Genomic DNA, 19,242 nt, shown 5'->3' on the forward strand with positions numbered 1-19,242 from the left:
TGAATTTGGTTTGACGGCCATTTTCATTATATCGAGAGGAGTTTTTAATTCCATCTCCATTACCACTCTAAAAGTATATTTTCACACGTGCAGAGCACGTGGTTTTAAAAGAATTAATAAGAGGTGAAACAATGTTTCAACATTATTTCACCTCTTTTAAAATAATTTTATCCAATGATTACCCGTTCTTTTGGATAACGGTATGGAGCTTTTTCTGCTTTTCCACCTAACGTATATAAAAATGAAATTAAACCAACTCGACCAATAAACATTAAAATCATGATTACGAATTTCCCTTCCGTCGAAAGATGTTCCGTTATTCCGAGGGACATACCTGACGTACCGAAGGCGGAAGTAATTTCAAATATAATTTGGGTTGTTGATGCAGCTGGTTCTGTTATTAACAAAATCATCGTTGCAATCATCACCATAAAGAACGCTAAAATAATCACAGCATATGAACGGAATATATCTATTAAATAAATTTCACGTCCAAATAACTGTATCTCTGTACGTCCGTTTGCAAAATTAATTAAAAATAAAATCGCCAATGCAAAAGTTGTTGTTCGGATTCCTCCACCGACTGAACTAGGAGAAGATCCGATGAACATTAAAAAACTTAAGAAAATATCTGTCGCCTCACTAAACTGAGTAATATCAAATGTAGTTAATCCTCCAGATCTAGTTGAAATCGAATGAAACATAGCAGTAAATAATTTTTCATGCCATGGCATTCCTCTAAAGGATTGGAAAGATTCGATTATTAATATGATGATCGAGCCTGCAACAAATAAAATTCCATAAGTTAATGTTGTTATTTTTGTAAATAAACTAAATCGGAAAGTTGGATCTTTACGAAACAAAAAGTTTTTCAGTTCAATTAAAACTGGAAATCCAATGGCTCCAAGTACAATGAGAATCATCGTAATAAATTGAACAAAATAATCCGAATGGAACGGTCTTAAACTATCTCCCGTTATATCAAATCCACCGTTTGTTGTTGCAGAAATCGATGCAAACACTCCATGTTTAAACGCTTCACCCCACGTATCAAAATATTGGTGATAATGAATCGATAAAATAAGTGCACCAATAGCTTCAATGATGAAAAGAACTTTTACGATTTCTTTTAATAATTGAACAACACCCGATAAATTGTACTGATTGTAATCAATCATGATTAATTGTCTTTCGCGCATTCCAATTCTTTTACCTGTAATAATCCATAAAAAAGTACCTAGCGACATAATACCAATGGCCCCAAGTTGGAGAATGATTAATAATACGAACATTCCAAAATGAGTGAAAGTCGATGATATATCAAATACGGTTAAACCTGTTACACTTACTGCACTAACCGCTGTAAATAAAGTATCAACAAGGGATATTTCAACATTGTCTTGGTATACTGCAGGTATTCTTAATAATAAGAAAGAAGTTGCAATCGCAATAAAATAATAAGTTACAAGTAGTTGAAATGGTGTGATAATTCTAGTCTTTTTTGTATATCGGACCACCTGATTCGCCTCTTTATTCATTTAGTTCTAGTTACACCAGTATAATGAATATCTCCTTAAAAGGAAAGAGGGACAGTCATGACCGCCCCTCTCATTTCTTCTATTCACCTGTAGCATGTTTTTTCTTTTTCGCAACACTTGTAAACCAACCACCGAGAGCAATAGTGAGCAATACACCCCAGAATATAATTTCCCAAGTAGCTGAATGTGGGAAGTCATGTGGAAGAACACCAACTTTATCATGGGATAAAGTTAACACAACTAATTTCACACCTACCCAACCTACGATTAAAAAGGCTGCTGTTTCTAGATCTGGATAATCGTTTAAAATTTTAACGAACCATTGAGCTGCAAATCGCATTAAAATCATCCCGATAATACCACCGAAGAACATGACAGCGAACTGTCCAGCGTTGATTCCTCCAATATGGAAATCCCCAACCTCTGGTAATGTAACGGCAATGGCAACGGCAGCAAGCATTGAATCTACTGCAAAGGCGATGTCTGCAAATTCAACTTTAGCCACTGTAGCCCAAAAGCCTTTGCCTTTTTGAGATTTCTCTTCTGCTTCTTCCTCTTCTTCTTCCTTTTTAAATTTCTGCTCATATATATTTTTAATTGAAATGAATAATAAGTAAAGGGCACCTACTGCTTGAATTTGCCAATAATTTACCAATACTGTGATTAAGAATAAAGCAACGAAACGGAAAATAAATGCACCTAACAATCCATAAAATAATGCTTTCTTCTGTTGGTCTTTTGGTAAATGTTTAACCATTACAGCCATAACAACTGCATTATCTGCGGCTAATAAACCTTCTAATACAATTAAAACTACTAATACCCAAGCATACTCTAAAAATATTTCCACAAAACTTCCTCCTTATACCTTTTGTATACCCATAAAGTCGGTATTTTAAAAATAGAAAAACATAATACTCACTTTGTAGCTGAAAATCAATTACTGTTTATTTGATTTTACATTCCATTAGCAATTGTCATAATACTACTGATTTTCCGCACCTTTATTTGACAAAAGAAAAGACCCCTGCCTCATAAAGGCAAAGGTCTTGCTAAGCAATTTGAATGTCTTCAAAATAAATTATTTTGAAAACGAAAAAATCAATGCTATTACATCCGATGGTTATAAAACCATGTAATGACGAATGTAAAGTAAGTATTCGAAATACTTATAGCTACTCCCCTTTGACATAGTCAAATGGATATTCAGTTTTCTACTGAATTTATTATAGCACAGTACCTTTTAAATGCAATGAAATAATTGCCTCTTTTTCCTATTACAGTAAACTATACAGTTTAATATTTTCATTTTTATCGGAAAACCAACGCATCGCAAATTCATTTTCGAATAAAAAGACATAATTATCAAAGCGATCTTTTACAAGCATCGAACGGGACGATGACATTGATTCTTTGACATCTTCCTCATTTTCAATCCAACGAGCAATTTTTGAACCGATTGGTTGCATTTGTACTTCCACGTTATATTCATTTTTCATACGATGCTCGAATACTTCAAATTGTAGTTGACCTACTGCACCTAGAATAACTTCTTCCGTATGAAGAGTTTTATAATATTGTATTGCACCTTCTTGAACTAATTGTAAAATCCCTTTATGGAATTGTTTTGATTTCATCACATTTTTTGCAGTAACACGAACGAAAATTTCCGGTGTGAATTGAGGTAATTTCTCAAATTGGAAAGATTTCTTCCCACCTACTACCGTATCTCCTATTTGATACGTACCTGTATCATAAAGACCGATGATATCACCCGCAACCGCTTCATCAACCGTTTCTCGATCATCGGCTAAAAATTGCGTGGATTGGGATACTTTAAAAGTTTTATTTGTTCGAGATAAAGTAATATTCATTCCACGTTCAAATTTCCCTGACACTATCCGAACAAAGGCAATACGGTCACGGTGAGCTGGGTTCATATTCGCTTGAATTTTGAAAATGAAACCTGAGAATTCGTTATGTTCAACAGGATCAATAAATTGTTCATCTTCTGTTAGGCGAGGCTGTGGTGCAGGTGCAAATTTTAAATACGTTTCTAGGAACGTTTGAACACCAAAATTCGTTAAAGCAGAACCGAAAAATACAGGTGTTAATTCTCCTCGACGAATTTTTTCCTCTGAGAAGTCATTTCCTGCTTCGTTTAACAGTAAAATGTCATCCATTGCTTGCGTATAATAAGAAGTCACTTTCATTGGGTGATCGACTGCTAATTCACCATCTTCATTAATCGGTAAGAAACGATCGGATTCATCAGTACGAAATTGTTCGATACGCTGATTATAGCGATCGTAAATTCCTAGAAACTCTTTCCCCATACCAATTGGCCAATTCATTGGATAGGCATTGATTCCTAAAACTTCTTCTAATTCTTCAATTAGCTCAAGGGGTTCCTTCCCTTGACGATCCAATTTATTAATAAAAGTGAAAATAGGAATTCCGCGCATACGACAAACTTTAAAAAGTTTTAATGTTTGCGCTTCAATCCCTTTTGCAGCATCAATTACCATTACCGCACTGTCTACCGCCATTAATGTCCGATACGTATCCTCAGAGAAATCTTGGTGACCAGGAGTATCTAAAATATTGACACGAAAACCTTGATAATCGAATTGCATAACGGAAGATGTAACGGAAATCCCCCGTTGTTTTTCGATTTCCATCCAATCTGAAGTGGCAAATTTACCTGTTTTTTTCCCTTTTACAGTACCTGCATCTCGAATGGCACCACCGAATAATAACAATTTTTCTGTAATCGTCGTTTTACCAGCATCCGGGTGAGAGATAATGGCAAAGGTACGACGAGATAATATATCTTGTTCTATTTTTGAAGTCATTTTTTTCCGTCTCCTTTTTTCATACCTCTCCTATAATAAAAGAATTTATGCTTGTTGCACAACATTTTTATTATTCCAATGTATGTACAAAACAAATTTATTTATAGTATGGCAATAAAATGGAATTGGCTGCCCTTTAGCATATTAGCCAATAGGACAGCCTCTTAAAAATCATATCATTAAAATAAATCGATTAAACAAATTTTAAGCGTCCTGCTTCAATGGCAATTTCTGCATCACTATGGGGATATTTCGTATTCCCTATTATTTGATAATCTTCATGCCCTTTACCGGCAAAAATAATGATATCTCCAGGTTCTGCAACTGATACTGCATGACGAACCGCTTCTGCCCGATCTCCGATACATGCATAATTTTCATGTTGCATACCTTTAGCTAAATCACTTGTAATGCTATCATACTCTTCATAGCGGGGATCATCTGTTGTCAAGACAACATAGTCAGCTATCGATGCCTTCTCCGCCATTGCGGGACGTTTCGATTTATCTCGATTCCCACCTGTTCCAACTAAAAAGATTAATTTATTTTCCGGTTTTTTATATGGTAATGCAGCTTTAATTGCCTTTTCAATTGCATCTGGAGTATGGGCATAATCAATAAAGATTTGTAAAGGAAGATCGGTTTTCACTCTTTCCATGCGACCTCTAACCGGAGCTAAATCTTCAATTTGTTCGATAATTGCTTCCATCGAGAAACCTCTAGCATAAAAGACAGCTGTAGCAGCTAGTAAATTATAAACATTAAATTCACCAAGTAAGTGCGTAGTAACTGGGAATTTACCTTCCGGCGTAATCATATCAAAGGTTGTAATTCCATCTTCGTAGTTACAGTTTTCTGCACGGAAAATCGCATCATTTTTCAAACCATACGTCCATACTGGATAGGATGTCATCTGTTCATATTTTTCAGACCATGGATCATCTGCATTTAAAACGACATGTTTGTTTTTAGTAAAATCTTGTCCTAATTGGGAGAATAATAACCCTTTCGCATGTCCATACTCTTCCATCGTTCCGTGGAAATCGAGATGGTCATGGGTCAAGTTTGTAAACACGGCTATATCATAATCAACACCTGCTAATCTTCCTAAAGCTAAACCATGGGATGAAACTTCCATGACCATTGCACGACAGCCTTCCATTTTTGCACGGAAAATCATTTGCTGTGTACTTAAAACGTCATTCGTTGTATTAGCAGTTTCATATAAAACACCATTTAGCTCAAATCCAATTGTTCCTGATAAGGCGGATTTTTCCCCCATCCCGACAAGCATATGATGGATAATGCCAGAAACACTCGTTTTCCCATTGGTCCCTGTAACACCAATCATTGTAATATCGTTAGAAGGATAATCAAAAAACTTAGCAGCAAGTAAACCAAGGGCACGATTTGTATTTTTTACGATGACTTGAGCCACTTCTCCTTCGATTGGTAATTCCCGTTCCGCTACAACAACGGTAGCGCCAGCATCCACCGCTTTTTGTGCAAAATGATGGCCATCTACTGTATCACCTTTTATACAAATAAACATACTTTTTGGTTGAACACTTCTTGAATCGATTGAAATATCTTTGATTCTGTTTGGTAACTGACCAATAATTTTCTTTAATGGAATCACATTTAATAGTTCTTCTGTATACATAATTAATCCTCCGAATCCATTGGTGAAGTTACATAGGTAAATAATAGTTCCGCTGTGGCTTTTAATGAATCCACATGAGTACGTTCATAAGCGTGGGAAGCTTCTATTCCTGGGCCAAACAGGGCGTGCTTCACATCGTAACCTGCTCGAATAGCAGCTGATGCATCTGAGCCATAATAAGGGTAAATATCTAGCTTATATGGAATTTCATTCGTTTTTGCTAAGTTCACTAGATAGTGAGTTAACTCATAATGATATGGTCCGCTCGAATCCTTTGCGCAAATGGATACCGTATATTCATCTGAACTTTGTCCATCTCCAATTGCCCCCATATCTACGGCAATATATTCAACCACTTGTTCTGGAACGTTCGAGTTCCCACCATAACCTATTTCTTCATTGTTGGAAATATAAAAATGAGTTGTATAAGGCAATACAATCTTCTCTTCTTTAATAAACTTCACTAATTGTAATAGAAGGGTTGTGCTTGCTTTATCATCTAAATGTCGGGATTTAATAAAACCTGACTCTGTTGTTTCAAATCGAGGATCAAAGGATACGAAATCTCCAACTTCAATCCCGATTTTCCGTACATCATCCGCATTAAAACATTTTTCATCAATGCGAACTTCAATATGGTTGTCATCCCGTTTTAAATCACCAGCTTCTTTATATACGTGGACCGTTGTTTCATGCATCAAAATCGTTCCCCGTATTTTTTTACCGTCTGCCGTATGAATTGTACAATATTCACCTTCTACAGCATTCCAACGAAAACCACCGATCATCGTCAGCTTTAAACGTCCATTAGCCTTTACTTCTTTTACCATAGCACCTAACGTGTCCGTATGGGCAGTTAAGAGTCTGTGGAAAGAATCATTTTGTCCTTTGATTGTAGCAATGATAGCTCCTTTATTTGTCTGTTTATATTCGATGCCTAGGTCATGTAAATAAGATCCTATAAATTGCATAATTGTTTTTGTATAGCCTGAAGGACTTGGAATATTTACTAATTGACCTAATAAATTAATTGTATTTTTTTCATTAAATACATTTTTCATCTAAAATCCCCCAATCTTTAGTCAGTATAATTTAATTGAATAAAGTTAATGATAACAAAATTCGTCAATAATCGACACCCAGTAATTTTATGTATTTTCATTCATAGCCTTTTGGAAAGGGAGTAATGAATCGTTGTATCCCTCATTATATCACTAGTACAGTAAAGCATTAATAGGAAATACATCGAGAAACCCATTCATTTTGAATTTCTCGATGATTTTTGTTATTTCAACATTGTTCGTACAAGTTTTACTTTTTGTTTATACGGTGGGAATAATAAATTATTGGAAAATCTTGAAGATCTCTTCATGATGGATTTTGGATGAGTAAAGTTTTCAAAACTAGCCTTTCCATGATAAGCATTCACACCCGATGGACCGACACCACCAAAAGGTAAATAAGGATTTCCTACATGGGTAACGGTATCATTAATACATCCTCCCCCAAAAGGTAATTCTTGTAGGAAATAACTAATCGCTTTTTCATGTTCTGAGAAGAAATAGGCTGCTAACGGTTTAGGTAATTTTTGTATTTCATAAATTGCCATTTTTAAACTATCATACTTCATAACGGGCAAGATAGGACCGAAAATTTCATCTTCCATAATTGGATTGGACCACGTAACATTTTCAAGTATCGTCGGTTCAATATAAAGATCGCTTTCATCGGTACTACCACCAAAAGTAATATATTCTTTTTCTGCTTCAATTAACCGTTTTAAACGCTTGAATTGGCGCTCGTTAATGACACGACCATAGTCCGGACTCAGTTGTGGATTTTTCCCATAAAATTGTTCAATTGTTTTTCTGATTGCTTTCATAAATTTTTCATAAACGGAGGAATGGACAAATAAATAATCAGGGGCTACACAAGTTTGTCCTGTATTATTAAATTTCCCCCAAACAATCCTTTTCGCTGCAACCTCAATATTTGCTGTTTGATCGACAATGGCTGGACTTTTCCCTCCGAGTTCCAATGTAATTGGAGTTAACTTTTCAGCCGCTGCTCGCATAACAACTTTCCCTACTGCCACACTACCGGTAAAGAAAATATAATCAAAGGAAGCATGAATCAATGCTGTTACTTCTTCCTTCTCGCCTTCCACTACTCGAACATAAGATGTATCGAAGGTTTCTTCAATTATTTTTTTAATTATTTTTGTCGTATGAACGGAAGATTCGGAAGGTTTTACAATCGCTGTATTACCACCAATAATAGCTCCAATCAACGGTTCCATAACAAGTTGGAATGGGTAATTAAATGGCCCGATAATTAATACAACTCCATAAGGTTCTCGCACTATAAAGCTTTTGGCAGGTTGAAAATGGACAGGCGTTTTTACTTGTACAGGTTTTGCCCATTCATCGATATTTTTCATTAAATAATTAATGCTATCAAGGACGATTCCAATTTCATTCGAATACGCTTCAAATTCACTTTTATGCAAATCCAAATTTAACGCTTTTAAAATTTCTTTTTCATATTGTTTTATTTTCTCTTTTAGTTTTAATAATTGTTTTTTTCGGAACTCAATATTTTTTGTATGCCCGGTTAAATAAAATTTTTTTTGCTCTTCAATCATGATTTCAACGTCTTTTTCAGTATATCGTGCCATTTGTAACCCTTCTTTCAATACATAATTTTCTTTATATCGTCAATAATAATTATGTACAATTTACTACAATTTGTCGTCTAAATCCTTCTAATAAGGGTAGAAAAGGATAAAACGATAAAACTGAAGGGGGCAATTTTATATGATTTCGACTGATACTTGGTGGGAGAAAATTTTTTCAGGACCATTATCTATTGGATTAAATGAAGAAAAAGTGCATCAGTTAGAGGACGAATCTTTTTTATTCTTGAAAGAAGAACAATTGCCACAAGAAAATGAACAACAGAATGATTTTTAGAAAAGGGAAAATGAAGTTTTCCTTTATCGAATCCGTTTTACGGATAAATTGAATATTGAATAGCTTATAAAAAGGGTGACTTTTCAATGAAAAGTCACCCTAAAAAATGTTTTTAACTTACTGTTCCACTACTTCTGGATGGAATCCATCTTGTTGTAAATAATTTTCTTCTTCCCAAATGTTGATTTTATTCGATTTAGCTATTTCTTCAATTTCTTTAAATTGTTCTTCCAACGTATTGTTAGGCTTATCGATATATCGAACAGCCGCATATCCTTCACGTAATAACAATTCTTGTAAAAGAACATCATCTATAAATACATAGGCTAACAATCGGCCATAATGATCTGTTTTATTTCCAACATCAGAAAGCACTTCAATTTCCGAAGCATTTTCTAGTAATTTTTGTGTATAATCCTTTGCACTCTCTGCAAAAGGCATCGGATTATTTTCTTCATAATTCATTTCCGGTGTATCGACCATTAATAAACGAACGCGCTTTTCTTTTCCATTTACCTTTAAACGGAAAGTATCGCCGTCATTCGTTGACACATATTCCGCTTTTACTAATTCATTACCCGTTGCTTTCTTTGCATATTGCGGAGTAATTAAATAGTCAGTATCTTTTTCAACTGTATTTTCTTTTGATGCTGTATTACTAAAAATGAAATAAAGGGCTACTGCAATAATAATTGTGCCACTTGTTATTAATGTTTTTACATCTACAATACTCATGTTGCTACCTCATCTATTTTTACATTTCTATTATTATACCAAAAAAACAACTCTGATTAGTAGGGGCATCTCGTGAGTTTGCATACATCATCCCAACTTTCTCTTTTTACTACAAAAAATTCCATTAAAAGATAATTTTTGATTATTAACCTCTATCATGGAACCTGTCTTATTAAAAAACCCCGTAAAAGTTAGTTTCTGTCTAACATTTACGGGGGTTCAGAGATATTTAGTAGCTTATTAAAAACTTATTTTTTTAAATATCTTTTTCTTTTAACAAAACCAAACAATGCTGCTCCAATCATGAGTAAGCCAATGAATGTTACAAGATAATTTGTTTGTTTTTCACCTGTTTGATTTTTTCAACTTTAATTTTTTACGTCAATTCATCGCCAACTTTTTCTCTCTGTCCTTCAATTGCATCGTCCTCGGCATTAAATACGGCTTTCGTACTCTTTAACTTTCCAGCACTTGAACATACTCTGTTTCAGTTAGATCCGTTTCAATTGGCTCTGTTGTTTAATCTGGGTCATAGCACGTTGCGGTATTTTAAAACGTTGAGTTTAACACGCTTTCAAGTACTTTCACTGTCACTGGTTCTTCGAATCTAAATTGATTATTAATAGAATAATTATTCTAATCCCTTTGAAACCTAATTTGAATATGATAATTATTCTCCTATGACTTCTTTAAGATTACTTCAAAATAGTATATATATTTCTTTATTAATAAAAATTCGACAAATAGTATTACTATATAACTATTTAAACTAATATTCCAATATATTCAATTACCTATAAATGGTATAAATAGGATGTAATTTACAATTATTGAAAGGAGATTTATAAATGAAATCAAGATTATCATTTTTTTTAGTAATGGTTGTTTTTATGTTAGCATTTTGGATAAAAACAGACATATCAAAAGCTTATGCTAGTGAAACTTCTAATTCTATTATCATCAAATCAGAAGATAGAACAGAAGAGTTGCTAACTAATAGGTTTGAAAATTTAATTACTCCAAACGCAGAATTATTAAAACACTGGGTAGTAAGAGTAAAATTTTTCGCACCCTACACTTCTCCTAATGGAGCTCCAAAGCTTGCATGGCATGAAGAAATTATCAATAGTACGCCAATGGCTGGATACTTGAGTTTAGTTGGTAAAACACCAGGTGGTCCAAATTATTATCAATACGAGGGATATTTATATAATAAAAAATACCCGATACCTCAACTAAGAATTGTAGAAGAAGATAAATAGAAATTAAAAGGAGGTTAATTATGAAAAAAATCATTTTGACAGTAGGAACCCTATTATTACTATCAAGTTCTTTTGGTATTAGTACTAATGCTTCTACGCTACTTACAGAAACAACTTTCACTCCAAAGTCAAAAGTTACAGCAGCAATTGAGCAGAAGTTTTACGAAATTGAAATTAGTAGAACCAACTATTTAGACTTCCCAAATGCTATATGGTATAGCTCCGGTGGATATTCAGGATATCTATATTTTAGATCTTATATGAAGCATAAAAATGGACTATGGTATGGAACTTACAATGGGTACTTATTAAAAGGCCCTTTTGAAAGTAATTCAATTAAACCAGAAGTGAAATAATTGTAATTTAATTTAAATTAATAAGAGTATTTTCTCAAAAGTCATATAACATAAACTGCGGGATAGCCCTCTTTCTATTAAATTATATGTATCAAAAAAATAGGTGTAGAGAGAGCATTTTTCTTCTCTCCACCTATTTTTATATTTCCTTTCAATTGTTTATTCGTTATTTATTAATTTATTAATTTATTCTTCTGGATATTTCCCAGTATAATATTCCATTCCTTCTTCATCAGTAACAGTTCGCTCCCCAGTTTTTTTGAAAGTTAATGATAACCCATCAGCAGTAATGAAATACATGTCCTGTTGAGTTTTAATTTCTACATTTTTATATCTTTTTTCATAAAATTCACCTGGGACAGCATCATCAGACTCTAATAATTTATCGATACTTGTTTTGTTTTTAGATTCCGGATTATTATATGCAGCGTAAATCACAAGCTCATCATCAATTACTACAATCCTTTGACTGTTCCTTTCAAACCCTTCCCCTTCAAAATCACTTGCTTTTGCCTCATACTTAACTTCATCACTTTCTGTACACGCTATTAGAGTCAAAATTAAACTAATACTTAAAAATAATAATCCCAAAGTTTTTCTCATCATCTCACCCTCCTTTATTTAAATATTTATACGATTCAAAATATTGGAAGTTTCATTTATAAAAACAAATAGAACTTTAGACCTTTATATAGTTGTATACCATTTTTAAAACCAGAAAATCTAATTAAATATCCCTATAAAACAGTCGCACAATTCGTAAATAATAAATTTAATTGCTTTCTTTCAAGATAATTTGTAATATTCAACGAAAATACAATCGATAATAAGCTAATCATTATCTGTCCCTTGTATTCTGATGTGGAAAATCCCTAAAAATGTATATCTTTATATTTTATAAATGAATTTACATTAATGTATTACTGTTCTATAAATAAACGCCCTACTAAGAATCAAATGTATAAATACGATTCTTAGTAGGGCGTTACTCTTTGTCTCATTTATCTAGTTCTTTCCAAACTAATTCAACGGAACAGCAGGGATTATTTTATCCGCCTTTGGAATTGGTGTAGGGTAAAAGCCACCGTTTTCAGCACGATCATAAGTGTTTACGATTATATGCGATTCTTTATATTGTTCCCTTAGTAGTATTTCAAATTGTTTCGGAGTCATATTTGAAATACGATAATAAAATTTTTCTTTATTTTTTTCTTGAATGTACATGTGTACCCATATTCTTTACTAAGCTTCGTCATGATTTTTTCATAAGGGATTAGAGATAAATCAATATTGCATCATTCGTGTTAACAGTTGAAGTAGCAGTTGAACAAAATATAGATACAAGCAAGAAAGTTACTGCTATATGCAATATTTTCTTCATCTTTTTTCTCCTTCTATTATTAAAATTTATTCACCAAATAAAAGACAAAAAAGATTGGCCTGAACTCTTTTATATCAAAAATTCTATACTTCTCCAGCGAGATTAAGGCTAATATTGCTAGTCCAAATTGGTATAACAATCATCTATTTAAACAGTAAATATAAAATGACCGCTATAATAATTACCCCACTCGAAATTAAAGTTTTTATATCAGATGGTTTCATACTATTCCTCACATTTTTGCTAATTTTCAAATGACCAAAAAAATCACTTGTTATAGTCATTATACATCTACATAAATATGTACAAAATAATGATGTATATATTTATGTAGTTTTTTATTTTTTGTCCAAATATCTCTTTACATCTCTGTATTGGATTTATCGGTTGAATCTAATATGACAGGAGGAACATCTGCAAAAGTTTCTCCCTCTTCCTCTAAATCCCGAGTACGGTGGGCGATTCTTGATGCGGCACATGCGGCAATACTAGCAACTAAATCATCTAAAAAGGTGTGTACACCTTCACCGCTTTTCGTATCAAGTTTTTTTATAATGCCAATTTTATTTTTATCTAGATGACCATAGGTTGTTAATGCAATACTACCATAGGTCATCACCGAACCTAATGCCAATGTTTCATCTACCCCAAATAGACCTTCATCAGAAGCGATAATGGATTGTAATGGCTCTGACAGCAATTTCTTTTCAGCTAATATATCTAATTCAATTCCTACTAAGACTGAATGTTGTACTTCTCGTTTACATAATACTCGCTCTACGGAATCGATACAATGTTCTATTAATAACCCTTCATTATAAGGAGACTGCATTTTAAAAACAATTTCAGCTATGTCTTCTACTTTTACGCCACGTTTTTCTAACGCTTCCTTCGTTGCTTTTGTTACTTCTTTTGAAGGTACTCGAATATTTTTATCATGCATGGTTTTCATCCTCATTCCCATTTTTGTTTTTGTAAATTATTCTACTAGAAACCCATTCGATGACTTACAAACATAGTACACGTTGTGATTGGTTTATGATACAATTTCGATACACTTACGATTGAAGAGGAGGGCCCCTTCGTGAACAAAGGAACTATTAAAGATATTCCATTTTTCAGTAACGCATTACAAGAAGAAATCGAATTACTAATTTATGTGCCTGCAAACTATACACCACTAAATAAATATAACATTTTAATCGCATCCGACGGGAAAGATTACTTCCAATTAGGAGGGATTACTCGTCTAGCAGATCAATTATTGGATGATTATGAAATCGAAAATATGATAATTGTCGGAATCCCTTATAAAAACGTCGAAGATAGGAAAAATAAATATATTCCAACAGGAAAATACCATGAGGCCTACTTACGATTTTTAGCCCATGAATTAGTTCCTTATTTGGATAAAGAATATTCCACTTATCAGTTAGGTTCTTCAAGAGGACTTATTGGAGATTCTATGGCTGCGACAGTTTCTTTAATGGCTGCAATAAAATATCCTAATATATTTAGTAAAGCGATATTACAATCACCATATGTGGATGAACACGTTTTAAACACTGTAGAACAATCGAAAAATAGTAACACCATTTCCATTTATCATATTATTGGTAAAGAAGAAGATAAGGTATTAACAACCGATAAACAAATAAAAGATTTTTTAACACCTAATCGAAAACTCCATCAATTATTATTATCAAAAGGGTTCAAAACTTTTTATGAAGAGTTCGAAGGCAACCATACATGGAAATATTGGAAGCCAGATTTAAAGCGGGCATTAATTGAAAATTTCAGTTAATAATTATGCCCAAAAAATGTCTAAATATTTGAAATCTGTTATAATTCTTTTATAAATTAGAATTTTAGGGGGCAATGAACTATGAAATACGGTATCGTCGCATTTCCGTCAAAAAGATTGCAAGATTTAGCTAATACGTATCGAAAACGATACGATTCCCATTATTCCAAAATCACACCGCACATTACGTTAAAAGAAGCTTTTGAAGCCGATGATCATGAAATTAACCGAATTTCTCAAACTGTTGCTTCAATTGCACAAAATTATGGACCTTTAGCGATCCATGCATCACGTATCAGTTCTTTCTTCCCAACGACAAATGTTATTTATTTCAAAATAGAACCAACAGAGCAATTAAAAAATTTACATGAAGATATCCAACAACAATTAAATATCGGCCAACCGAAACATGTTTTTATTCCACATATCACCATAGCACAAGATTTAACTGAAACAGAACATGGTGATATTTTTGGTCAATTACGAATGGTTGGTGTCGATGAACAAGAAACAATTGACCGAATTCACCTAGTTTACCAATTAGAAGATGGTTCTTGGACTACTTACGAAACATTCCGTCTAACAGGAGCGAAATAGTATTATGTTTGAAGTAAAAACAGTAGAAAATGAAAAAGAGTTGGAATTAGCATTCGCCGTTAGAAGAAAAGTTTTCGTTGAAGAACAAGGTGTTCCTGAACATTTAGAGCTAGATGAACATGATGCTACAGCTATCCACTTCATTGTCAATGATGAAGATAAAACGATTGCAGCAGCTCGACTTCGCGAAATTGAAAGTCAAATTGGAAAGGTTGAACGTGTTTGTGTATTACAACCATATAGAGGAAAGAAGCTTGGCCTTCTTATTATGAAAAAGGTAGAGGATTATGCAATCGCTAAAGGGTGGAAAAAACTTAAGTTAAATGCCCAAAGCTACGCTATTCCATTCTACGAAAAATTAAATTATGAAGTTACTTCTCCAGAATTTTTAGATGCAGGAATTCCCCATCGTGCTATGGAGAAAATGATAAAATAAAAGCAGTCACCTTTTGTTTTGCCTCTCTTATTGTTAGTACTTCTAACAATTAGGGGGCGAAGTAGGTGACTGCTTTTACGTTAGCCTAACATTTTTTGAATTTTACTTAAATCTAAAGATTTACCTTCTTGCATAATCGATTTTACAATTCGATCTTCTAATTCTTTCGATACAGGTTTATTTGCTAACTTGCTTACTTTTTTAATGATTTTACGAACTTGCTTCTCATTGGAAAAGTCTGCATGTTGAATTGCATTCGCAAGTGCAAATATTTCTTCCATATCTACACCTGTTTTGCTTTCAATTTGTTTGAAAAAAGGGTTTTGCATTTAACTCCCCTCCTTACATATAACACTTACCTACGATAATTAATAAAATAAATAATACTACAATTAATACAAATGCAGATCCTTTATATCCTTTGCCATCCCCCATATCATATGCAGGACTTACTTGACTGGAACCACAATAATTAAAATCATAAGTTGGATTTACTTGCCCTCCACATTTATGACACATCAAAAAAAATCCCTCCTTTCTCCTTTGTATACTATGTCGGTATACAAAGAGAAGGAGGGTTATTTGTCTAATTTGCTTTACCTTTTGGTTTAAAAATTAACGCTGCAATAAAACCGAATACAATTGCAGCACTTATACCGGAACTTGTTACTTCAAACATTCCTGTTAATACACCAACCCAACCGTGCCGTTCTGCTTCAGCTAAAGCACCGTGGGTTAAGGAATTCCCGAAGGACGTAATCGGAATAGTTGCTCCTGCACCTGCAAAGTCGATTAACGGTTCATATAAACCGAGTCCATCTAAAACGGCACCTACTACAACTAATATTGATAATGTGTGGCCGGGTGTTAATTTGAAAACATCCATTAATAATTGGCCAATAACACAAATGAATCCACCAACAATAAATGCAATTAAAAAGTTAAAAAAAAGCATTTCTCTCGCCTCACTCCATCGTTATTTCGATTGCATGCGCAGTACAAGGTATTGTCTCCCCTTGTTGAAATGACATTGGAGAGAGTAGAGCGCCTGTCGCAACTAGTAATACTTTTTTATAACGTCCTATTTTAAGTTGCTGTTCAATATAGCTAAAAAATACGGATGCTGAACACCCAGCGCCACTAGCTCCAGCTTGAAACGTCTTATCATCACCGTAAAACTCTGCTCCAGCATCCCTTAATATATCTAAATCTTCCTGTTTGGCACCCGTTTGAGCAAACATCGCTTTTAAAATTTTTAATCCTATCTTCCCTAAATCTCCAGTCATGATCAGATCATAATCCGTTATTTTTTGATGACGTTTTTTCAAATGGGAAGTAATCGTGTCATAAGCTGCAGGCGCCATTGCTCCTCCCATATGAAACGGACTTACTTCACCATAGTCAACTACTTTCCCTACTGTCCCCGCTACAATCGAAGGATATTTAGGATTATGTTTTCCAACAAGGGCATAACCTGCTGCCGTTACTGTCCATTGAGAAGTGGCAGGTTTTTGAGCACCATAATCAATTGGATAACGAAATTGTCGTTCAATAGAATTATGTTGACTCGAAGCTCCTGCTATAGCCAGCTCCGAAGCTCCTAGCTCCGTAAGTAGACTGGCAATAATAACAGAAGAGATAGATGTAGCACATGCTGAAAACAATCCAATAAAGGAAATAGCCAGTTCTCGAGCTGCAAAATTGGTAGGTGTCATTTGATTGACTAAATCTCCACTTAAAAAGAAATCCACATCTAAATTGTTTATATTGGCTTTTTTCATTAGAATGTCACAAGCTTCTTGAATCATTTGAGAGTGACCTTGTTCATTCGTCTTTTGTCCCCATCTTTCATCTTCAATGACAGAGTCAAAAAATGAATAAAATACACTCTTTCTTTCAACAGGTCCTGCTACGGCTCCACAAGCAAGAATTGATGGTTTTGATGGGAATAAAATTACCATTCTAGCACGCCCACCGATACTAAAATAAGTTTAATAAGAGCTACAAAAAAAGCGGAAGCGACACCAAATAAAATAACAGAGCCAGCTAATTTAAACATATTGCTTCCTACACCAAGAACAAATCCTTCTGTTCGCCCTTCGATTGCAGCTGAAATAACCGCATTACCGAATCCTGTTACCGGTACTGCACTACCAGCCCCTGAAAATTGACCAAGTTTCCGATATAAACCTAATCCAGTTAATATCATAGCTATAAAAACCATCGTTGCTACTGTCGCATTACCAGCAGTTTGTTCTGTAAAATTAAAAAAGATTACATATAAATAAGTAATTGCTTGTCCAATCGTACAAATAATACCTCCAACAAAAAAGGCTTTTAGCACATTTTTAAAGTACGGAGTAGGAGGAGTCATTTGTTGCTCCAACTGTTGATATTCTTGCGGATCCATTTATGTTTCCTCCTTTGCTAAATCTTTCAACTTTTTAATTTCATCCGCCATTTTTTTCTCATTCTCTTCCTCTAAAAGCTTCTGGGATTCCCAATGCAATTTGTAATCTGAGGATACAAGAACTTTTAAATCGGGGTATTTTTCTTCAATTTCCTTTTGAAGTCTTTTTTCTACTTTTTGTTCTTTAAATCCAAGCCAAGGATTTACTTGAATGGAAACTAATAATTCATCTTTAACAAAAATAGCCGTTGCTGAATATATTTCTTCCTGATTACGTATCGATTCCTCAATTTCAACTCGTTTCTCCTCATCAGCAGCTAAATCTGTTACTTGAATAGTTTGTTCATTTGAACATCCGATTAAAAAAAATGGGACAAATAAAAGTGATGCCAATTTTTTCAAAATTCAACCCCCTTTTTAACCTATTATGCTCATGAAAAAGCGAATTTATTCAGTGCGTCCAATTAGGTAAAAGGGTAATTTTTTTCATAAAAATGGTGAGGAATTTTAAACGCCTATAAACTATCGCCCGGTTTTCCTTTTCAAAATGACATATTGTAGATTGAAGCTATGATAAAGTGAGGTGAAATGATAATGGGTTGTGGAAGAAATAATAATATCGGTGGCACATCACATCATCATGAAGGGTGTGTTTGTGAAGTTGTAAAAACAATATTAGATATACAAAATCAAGCAGTAAACGACGACTGTGACGGCTGTGGCACAAGCTGCTTCTTAGAACCACTAGGTGGTCTTGCTTTCCCATCAAGACAACAAGCAGATACTCGAGTATTCATGTTATTAAATACAAATGGCTTACCGTTCTTTGCATGGTATAAATCAAAATTAGGTGGAATGCATCCATCACCATTCTTCAGAGTAGAAGATGCCTTTGATTGCTGTGCTACATTACGTGTAGTTGCTCCAGTTGATATGTCTGAAGGTGACGAAGTAAGTTTATTAAATGAAGATGAAACAGGATTATCTTTATGTTTAATCCCAGACGTATGCGACTTCAAGAAAACAGAAACTTGTTTAACAGTAGATCTTTCAGCATTTGCAGGAGTACAATGTATTAAAGATACAAACTTACACATTTGTGACTAACATGAAAAAAAAGAGGCTGGGACAAAACCCACCTCTGAAATGAAAAGCCGGTGAAATTTTACGATAAGTAAAATTTCACCGGCTTTGATTATTTTAAATAAAAAATAAGGACCACTTCTGATAAAA

At 33.9% G+C, this 19,242-nt stretch carries 23 protein-coding genes and 1 pseudogene; 7 read left to right on the top strand and 17 right to left on the bottom strand.

Annotated elements, in window-relative coordinates; translation table 11 throughout:
* Window positions 1-167: 167 nt before the first annotated feature.
* From EC501_RS16035 to EC501_RS16060, 6 genes are all read right to left on the bottom strand, one after another.
* Window positions 168-1,517 carry a TrkH family potassium uptake protein gene (locus EC501_RS16035; RefSeq protein WP_241559380.1) on the bottom strand — a complete coding sequence of 450 codons (1,350 nt, stop codon included), beginning with the start codon at window positions 1,515-1,517 and terminating at the stop codon, window positions 168-170.
* A 100-nt stretch (window positions 1,518-1,617) separates the two neighbouring features.
* Window positions 1,618-2,388, bottom strand: coding sequence for a TerC family protein (locus EC501_RS16040; protein ID WP_122973359.1), 771 nt, complete (start codon window positions 2,386-2,388; stop codon window positions 1,618-1,620).
* A 427-nt stretch (window positions 2,389-2,815) separates the two neighbouring features.
* Window positions 2,816-4,393, bottom strand: coding sequence for a peptide chain release factor 3 (locus EC501_RS16045; RefSeq protein WP_122973360.1), 1,578 nt, complete (start codon window positions 4,391-4,393; stop codon window positions 2,816-2,818).
* A 193-nt stretch (window positions 4,394-4,586) separates the two neighbouring features.
* Window positions 4,587-6,056 carry a UDP-N-acetylmuramoyl-L-alanyl-D-glutamate--2,6-diaminopimelate ligase gene (locus EC501_RS16050; protein ID WP_122973361.1) on the bottom strand — a complete coding sequence of 490 codons (1,470 nt, stop codon included), beginning with the start codon at window positions 6,054-6,056 and terminating at the stop codon, window positions 4,587-4,589.
* A 2-nt stretch (window positions 6,057-6,058) separates the two neighbouring features.
* Window positions 6,059-7,117 carry a M42 family metallopeptidase gene (locus tag EC501_RS16055; RefSeq protein ID WP_122973362.1) on the bottom strand — a complete coding sequence of 353 codons (1,059 nt, stop codon included), beginning with the start codon at window positions 7,115-7,117 and terminating at the stop codon, window positions 6,059-6,061.
* Between the two features lie 224 nt (window positions 7,118-7,341).
* Window positions 7,342-8,733 (bottom strand): aldehyde dehydrogenase, encoded by a 1,392-nt coding sequence (locus EC501_RS16060; protein ID WP_122973363.1) that lies wholly within the window; start codon window positions 8,731-8,733, stop codon window positions 7,342-7,344.
* Between the two features lie 139 nt (window positions 8,734-8,872).
* Here EC501_RS16060 and EC501_RS18520 point away from each other — a divergent pair, with 139 nt between their 5' ends.
* Window positions 8,873-9,028, top strand: a complete 156-nt coding sequence (locus tag EC501_RS18520) for a hypothetical protein (protein ID WP_174232709.1) — start codon at window positions 8,873-8,875, stop codon at window positions 9,026-9,028.
* A gap of 117 nt (window positions 9,029-9,145) precedes the next feature.
* On the opposite strand, the gene EC501_RS16065 is transcribed toward EC501_RS18520, so the two are convergent.
* Both EC501_RS16065 and EC501_RS18835 read right to left on the bottom strand, forming a co-directional pair.
* Entirely contained in the window at window positions 9,146-9,763 is a 618-nt protein-coding gene (locus EC501_RS16065; protein WP_122973364.1) for a thermonuclease family protein, read from the bottom strand.
* A 248-nt stretch (window positions 9,764-10,011) separates the two neighbouring features.
* Window positions 10,012-10,107, bottom strand: a pseudogene (locus EC501_RS18835) (LPXTG cell wall anchor domain-containing protein); the annotation flags it as partial.
* Between the two features lie 504 nt (window positions 10,108-10,611).
* Here EC501_RS18835 and EC501_RS16075 point away from each other — a divergent pair.
* Both EC501_RS16075 and EC501_RS16080 read left to right on the top strand, forming a co-directional pair.
* Window positions 10,612-11,025: a hypothetical protein gene (locus EC501_RS16075; RefSeq protein ID WP_122973365.1), complete on the top strand. Its 414-nt coding sequence runs from the start codon at window positions 10,612-10,614 to the stop codon at window positions 11,023-11,025.
* Window positions 11,026-11,045: 20 nt separating this feature from the next.
* Window positions 11,046-11,381: a hypothetical protein gene (locus EC501_RS16080; RefSeq protein WP_122973366.1), complete on the top strand. Its 336-nt coding sequence runs from the start codon at window positions 11,046-11,048 to the stop codon at window positions 11,379-11,381.
* Between the two features lie 186 nt (window positions 11,382-11,567).
* On the opposite strand, the gene EC501_RS16085 is transcribed toward EC501_RS16080, so the two are convergent.
* The 3 genes from EC501_RS16085 to EC501_RS16095 all read right to left on the bottom strand — a co-directional run bounded on the left by EC501_RS16085 (window position 11,568) and on the right by EC501_RS16095 (window position 13,705).
* Window positions 11,568-11,984 carry a hypothetical protein gene (locus EC501_RS16085; protein WP_122973367.1) on the bottom strand — a complete coding sequence of 139 codons (417 nt, stop codon included), beginning with the start codon at window positions 11,982-11,984 and terminating at the stop codon, window positions 11,568-11,570.
* Window positions 11,985-12,401: 417 nt separating this feature from the next.
* Window positions 12,402-12,605 (bottom strand): hypothetical protein, encoded by a 204-nt coding sequence (locus tag EC501_RS16090; protein WP_122973368.1) that lies wholly within the window; start codon window positions 12,603-12,605, stop codon window positions 12,402-12,404.
* 518 nt (window positions 12,606-13,123) lie between these two features.
* A complete protein-coding gene (locus tag EC501_RS16095) occupies window positions 13,124-13,705 on the bottom strand; it encodes a phosphatidylglycerophosphatase A family protein (RefSeq protein WP_122973369.1) in 582 nt (193 codons plus the stop codon).
* Between the two features lie 141 nt (window positions 13,706-13,846).
* Here EC501_RS16095 and EC501_RS16100 point away from each other — a divergent pair, with 141 nt between their 5' ends.
* The 3 genes from EC501_RS16100 to EC501_RS16110 all read left to right on the top strand — a co-directional run bounded on the left by EC501_RS16100 (window position 13,847) and on the right by EC501_RS16110 (window position 15,599).
* Window positions 13,847-14,566 (top strand): alpha/beta hydrolase, encoded by a 720-nt coding sequence (locus EC501_RS16100; protein ID WP_122973370.1) that lies wholly within the window; start codon window positions 13,847-13,849, stop codon window positions 14,564-14,566.
* Between the two features lie 81 nt (window positions 14,567-14,647).
* Window positions 14,648-15,163: a YjcG family protein gene (locus tag EC501_RS16105; RefSeq protein WP_122973371.1), complete on the top strand. Its 516-nt coding sequence runs from the start codon at window positions 14,648-14,650 to the stop codon at window positions 15,161-15,163.
* A gap of 4 nt (window positions 15,164-15,167) precedes the next feature.
* Window positions 15,168-15,599 carry a GNAT family N-acetyltransferase gene (locus tag EC501_RS16110; RefSeq protein ID WP_122973372.1) on the top strand — a complete coding sequence of 144 codons (432 nt, stop codon included), beginning with the start codon at window positions 15,168-15,170 and terminating at the stop codon, window positions 15,597-15,599.
* Window positions 15,600-15,679: 80 nt separating this feature from the next.
* Here EC501_RS16110 and EC501_RS16115 read toward each other — a convergent pair whose 3' ends face one another.
* From EC501_RS16115 to EC501_RS16140, 6 genes are all read right to left on the bottom strand, one after another.
* Window positions 15,680-15,928, bottom strand: coding sequence for a stage VI sporulation protein F (locus EC501_RS16115; protein ID WP_122973373.1), 249 nt, complete (start codon window positions 15,926-15,928; stop codon window positions 15,680-15,682).
* Window positions 15,929-15,941: 13 nt separating this feature from the next.
* Entirely contained in the window at window positions 15,942-16,118 is a 177-nt protein-coding gene (locus EC501_RS18840) for a YjcZ family sporulation protein (RefSeq protein ID WP_174232710.1), read from the bottom strand.
* Window positions 16,119-16,185: 67 nt separating this feature from the next.
* The gene (gene spoVAE, locus EC501_RS16125) at window positions 16,186-16,554 is read right to left on the bottom strand and encodes a stage V sporulation protein AE (protein ID WP_122973374.1); all 369 of its coding nucleotides are present in this window, start codon (window positions 16,552-16,554) and stop codon (window positions 16,186-16,188) included.
* Between the two features lie 10 nt (window positions 16,555-16,564).
* Entirely contained in the window at window positions 16,565-17,560 is a 996-nt protein-coding gene (locus EC501_RS16130) for a beta-ketoacyl-[acyl-carrier-protein] synthase family protein (RefSeq protein WP_122973375.1), read from the bottom strand.
* On the bottom strand, window positions 17,554-18,009 hold the full coding sequence (gene spoVAC / locus EC501_RS16135) for a stage V sporulation protein AC (protein WP_122973376.1): 456 nt from the start codon (window positions 18,007-18,009) through the stop codon (window positions 17,554-17,556). The genes EC501_RS16130 and spoVAC overlap by 7 nt, the downstream gene beginning before the upstream one ends.
* Window positions 18,010-18,411 carry a hypothetical protein gene (locus EC501_RS16140; RefSeq protein ID WP_122973377.1) on the bottom strand — a complete coding sequence of 134 codons (402 nt, stop codon included), beginning with the start codon at window positions 18,409-18,411 and terminating at the stop codon, window positions 18,010-18,012.
* Window positions 18,412-18,603: 192 nt separating this feature from the next.
* Between EC501_RS16140 and EC501_RS16145 the strand changes: the two genes are divergently transcribed.
* Window positions 18,604-19,116, top strand: a complete 513-nt coding sequence (locus EC501_RS16145) for a CotY/CotZ family spore coat protein (RefSeq protein WP_122973378.1) — start codon at window positions 18,604-18,606, stop codon at window positions 19,114-19,116.
* Window positions 19,117-19,242 lie beyond the last annotated feature (126 nt).

The sequence above is a fragment of the Lysinibacillus halotolerans genome, assembly GCF_003711845.1.
Lineage (GTDB): Bacteria > Bacillota > Bacilli > Bacillales_A > Planococcaceae > Ureibacillus > Ureibacillus halotolerans.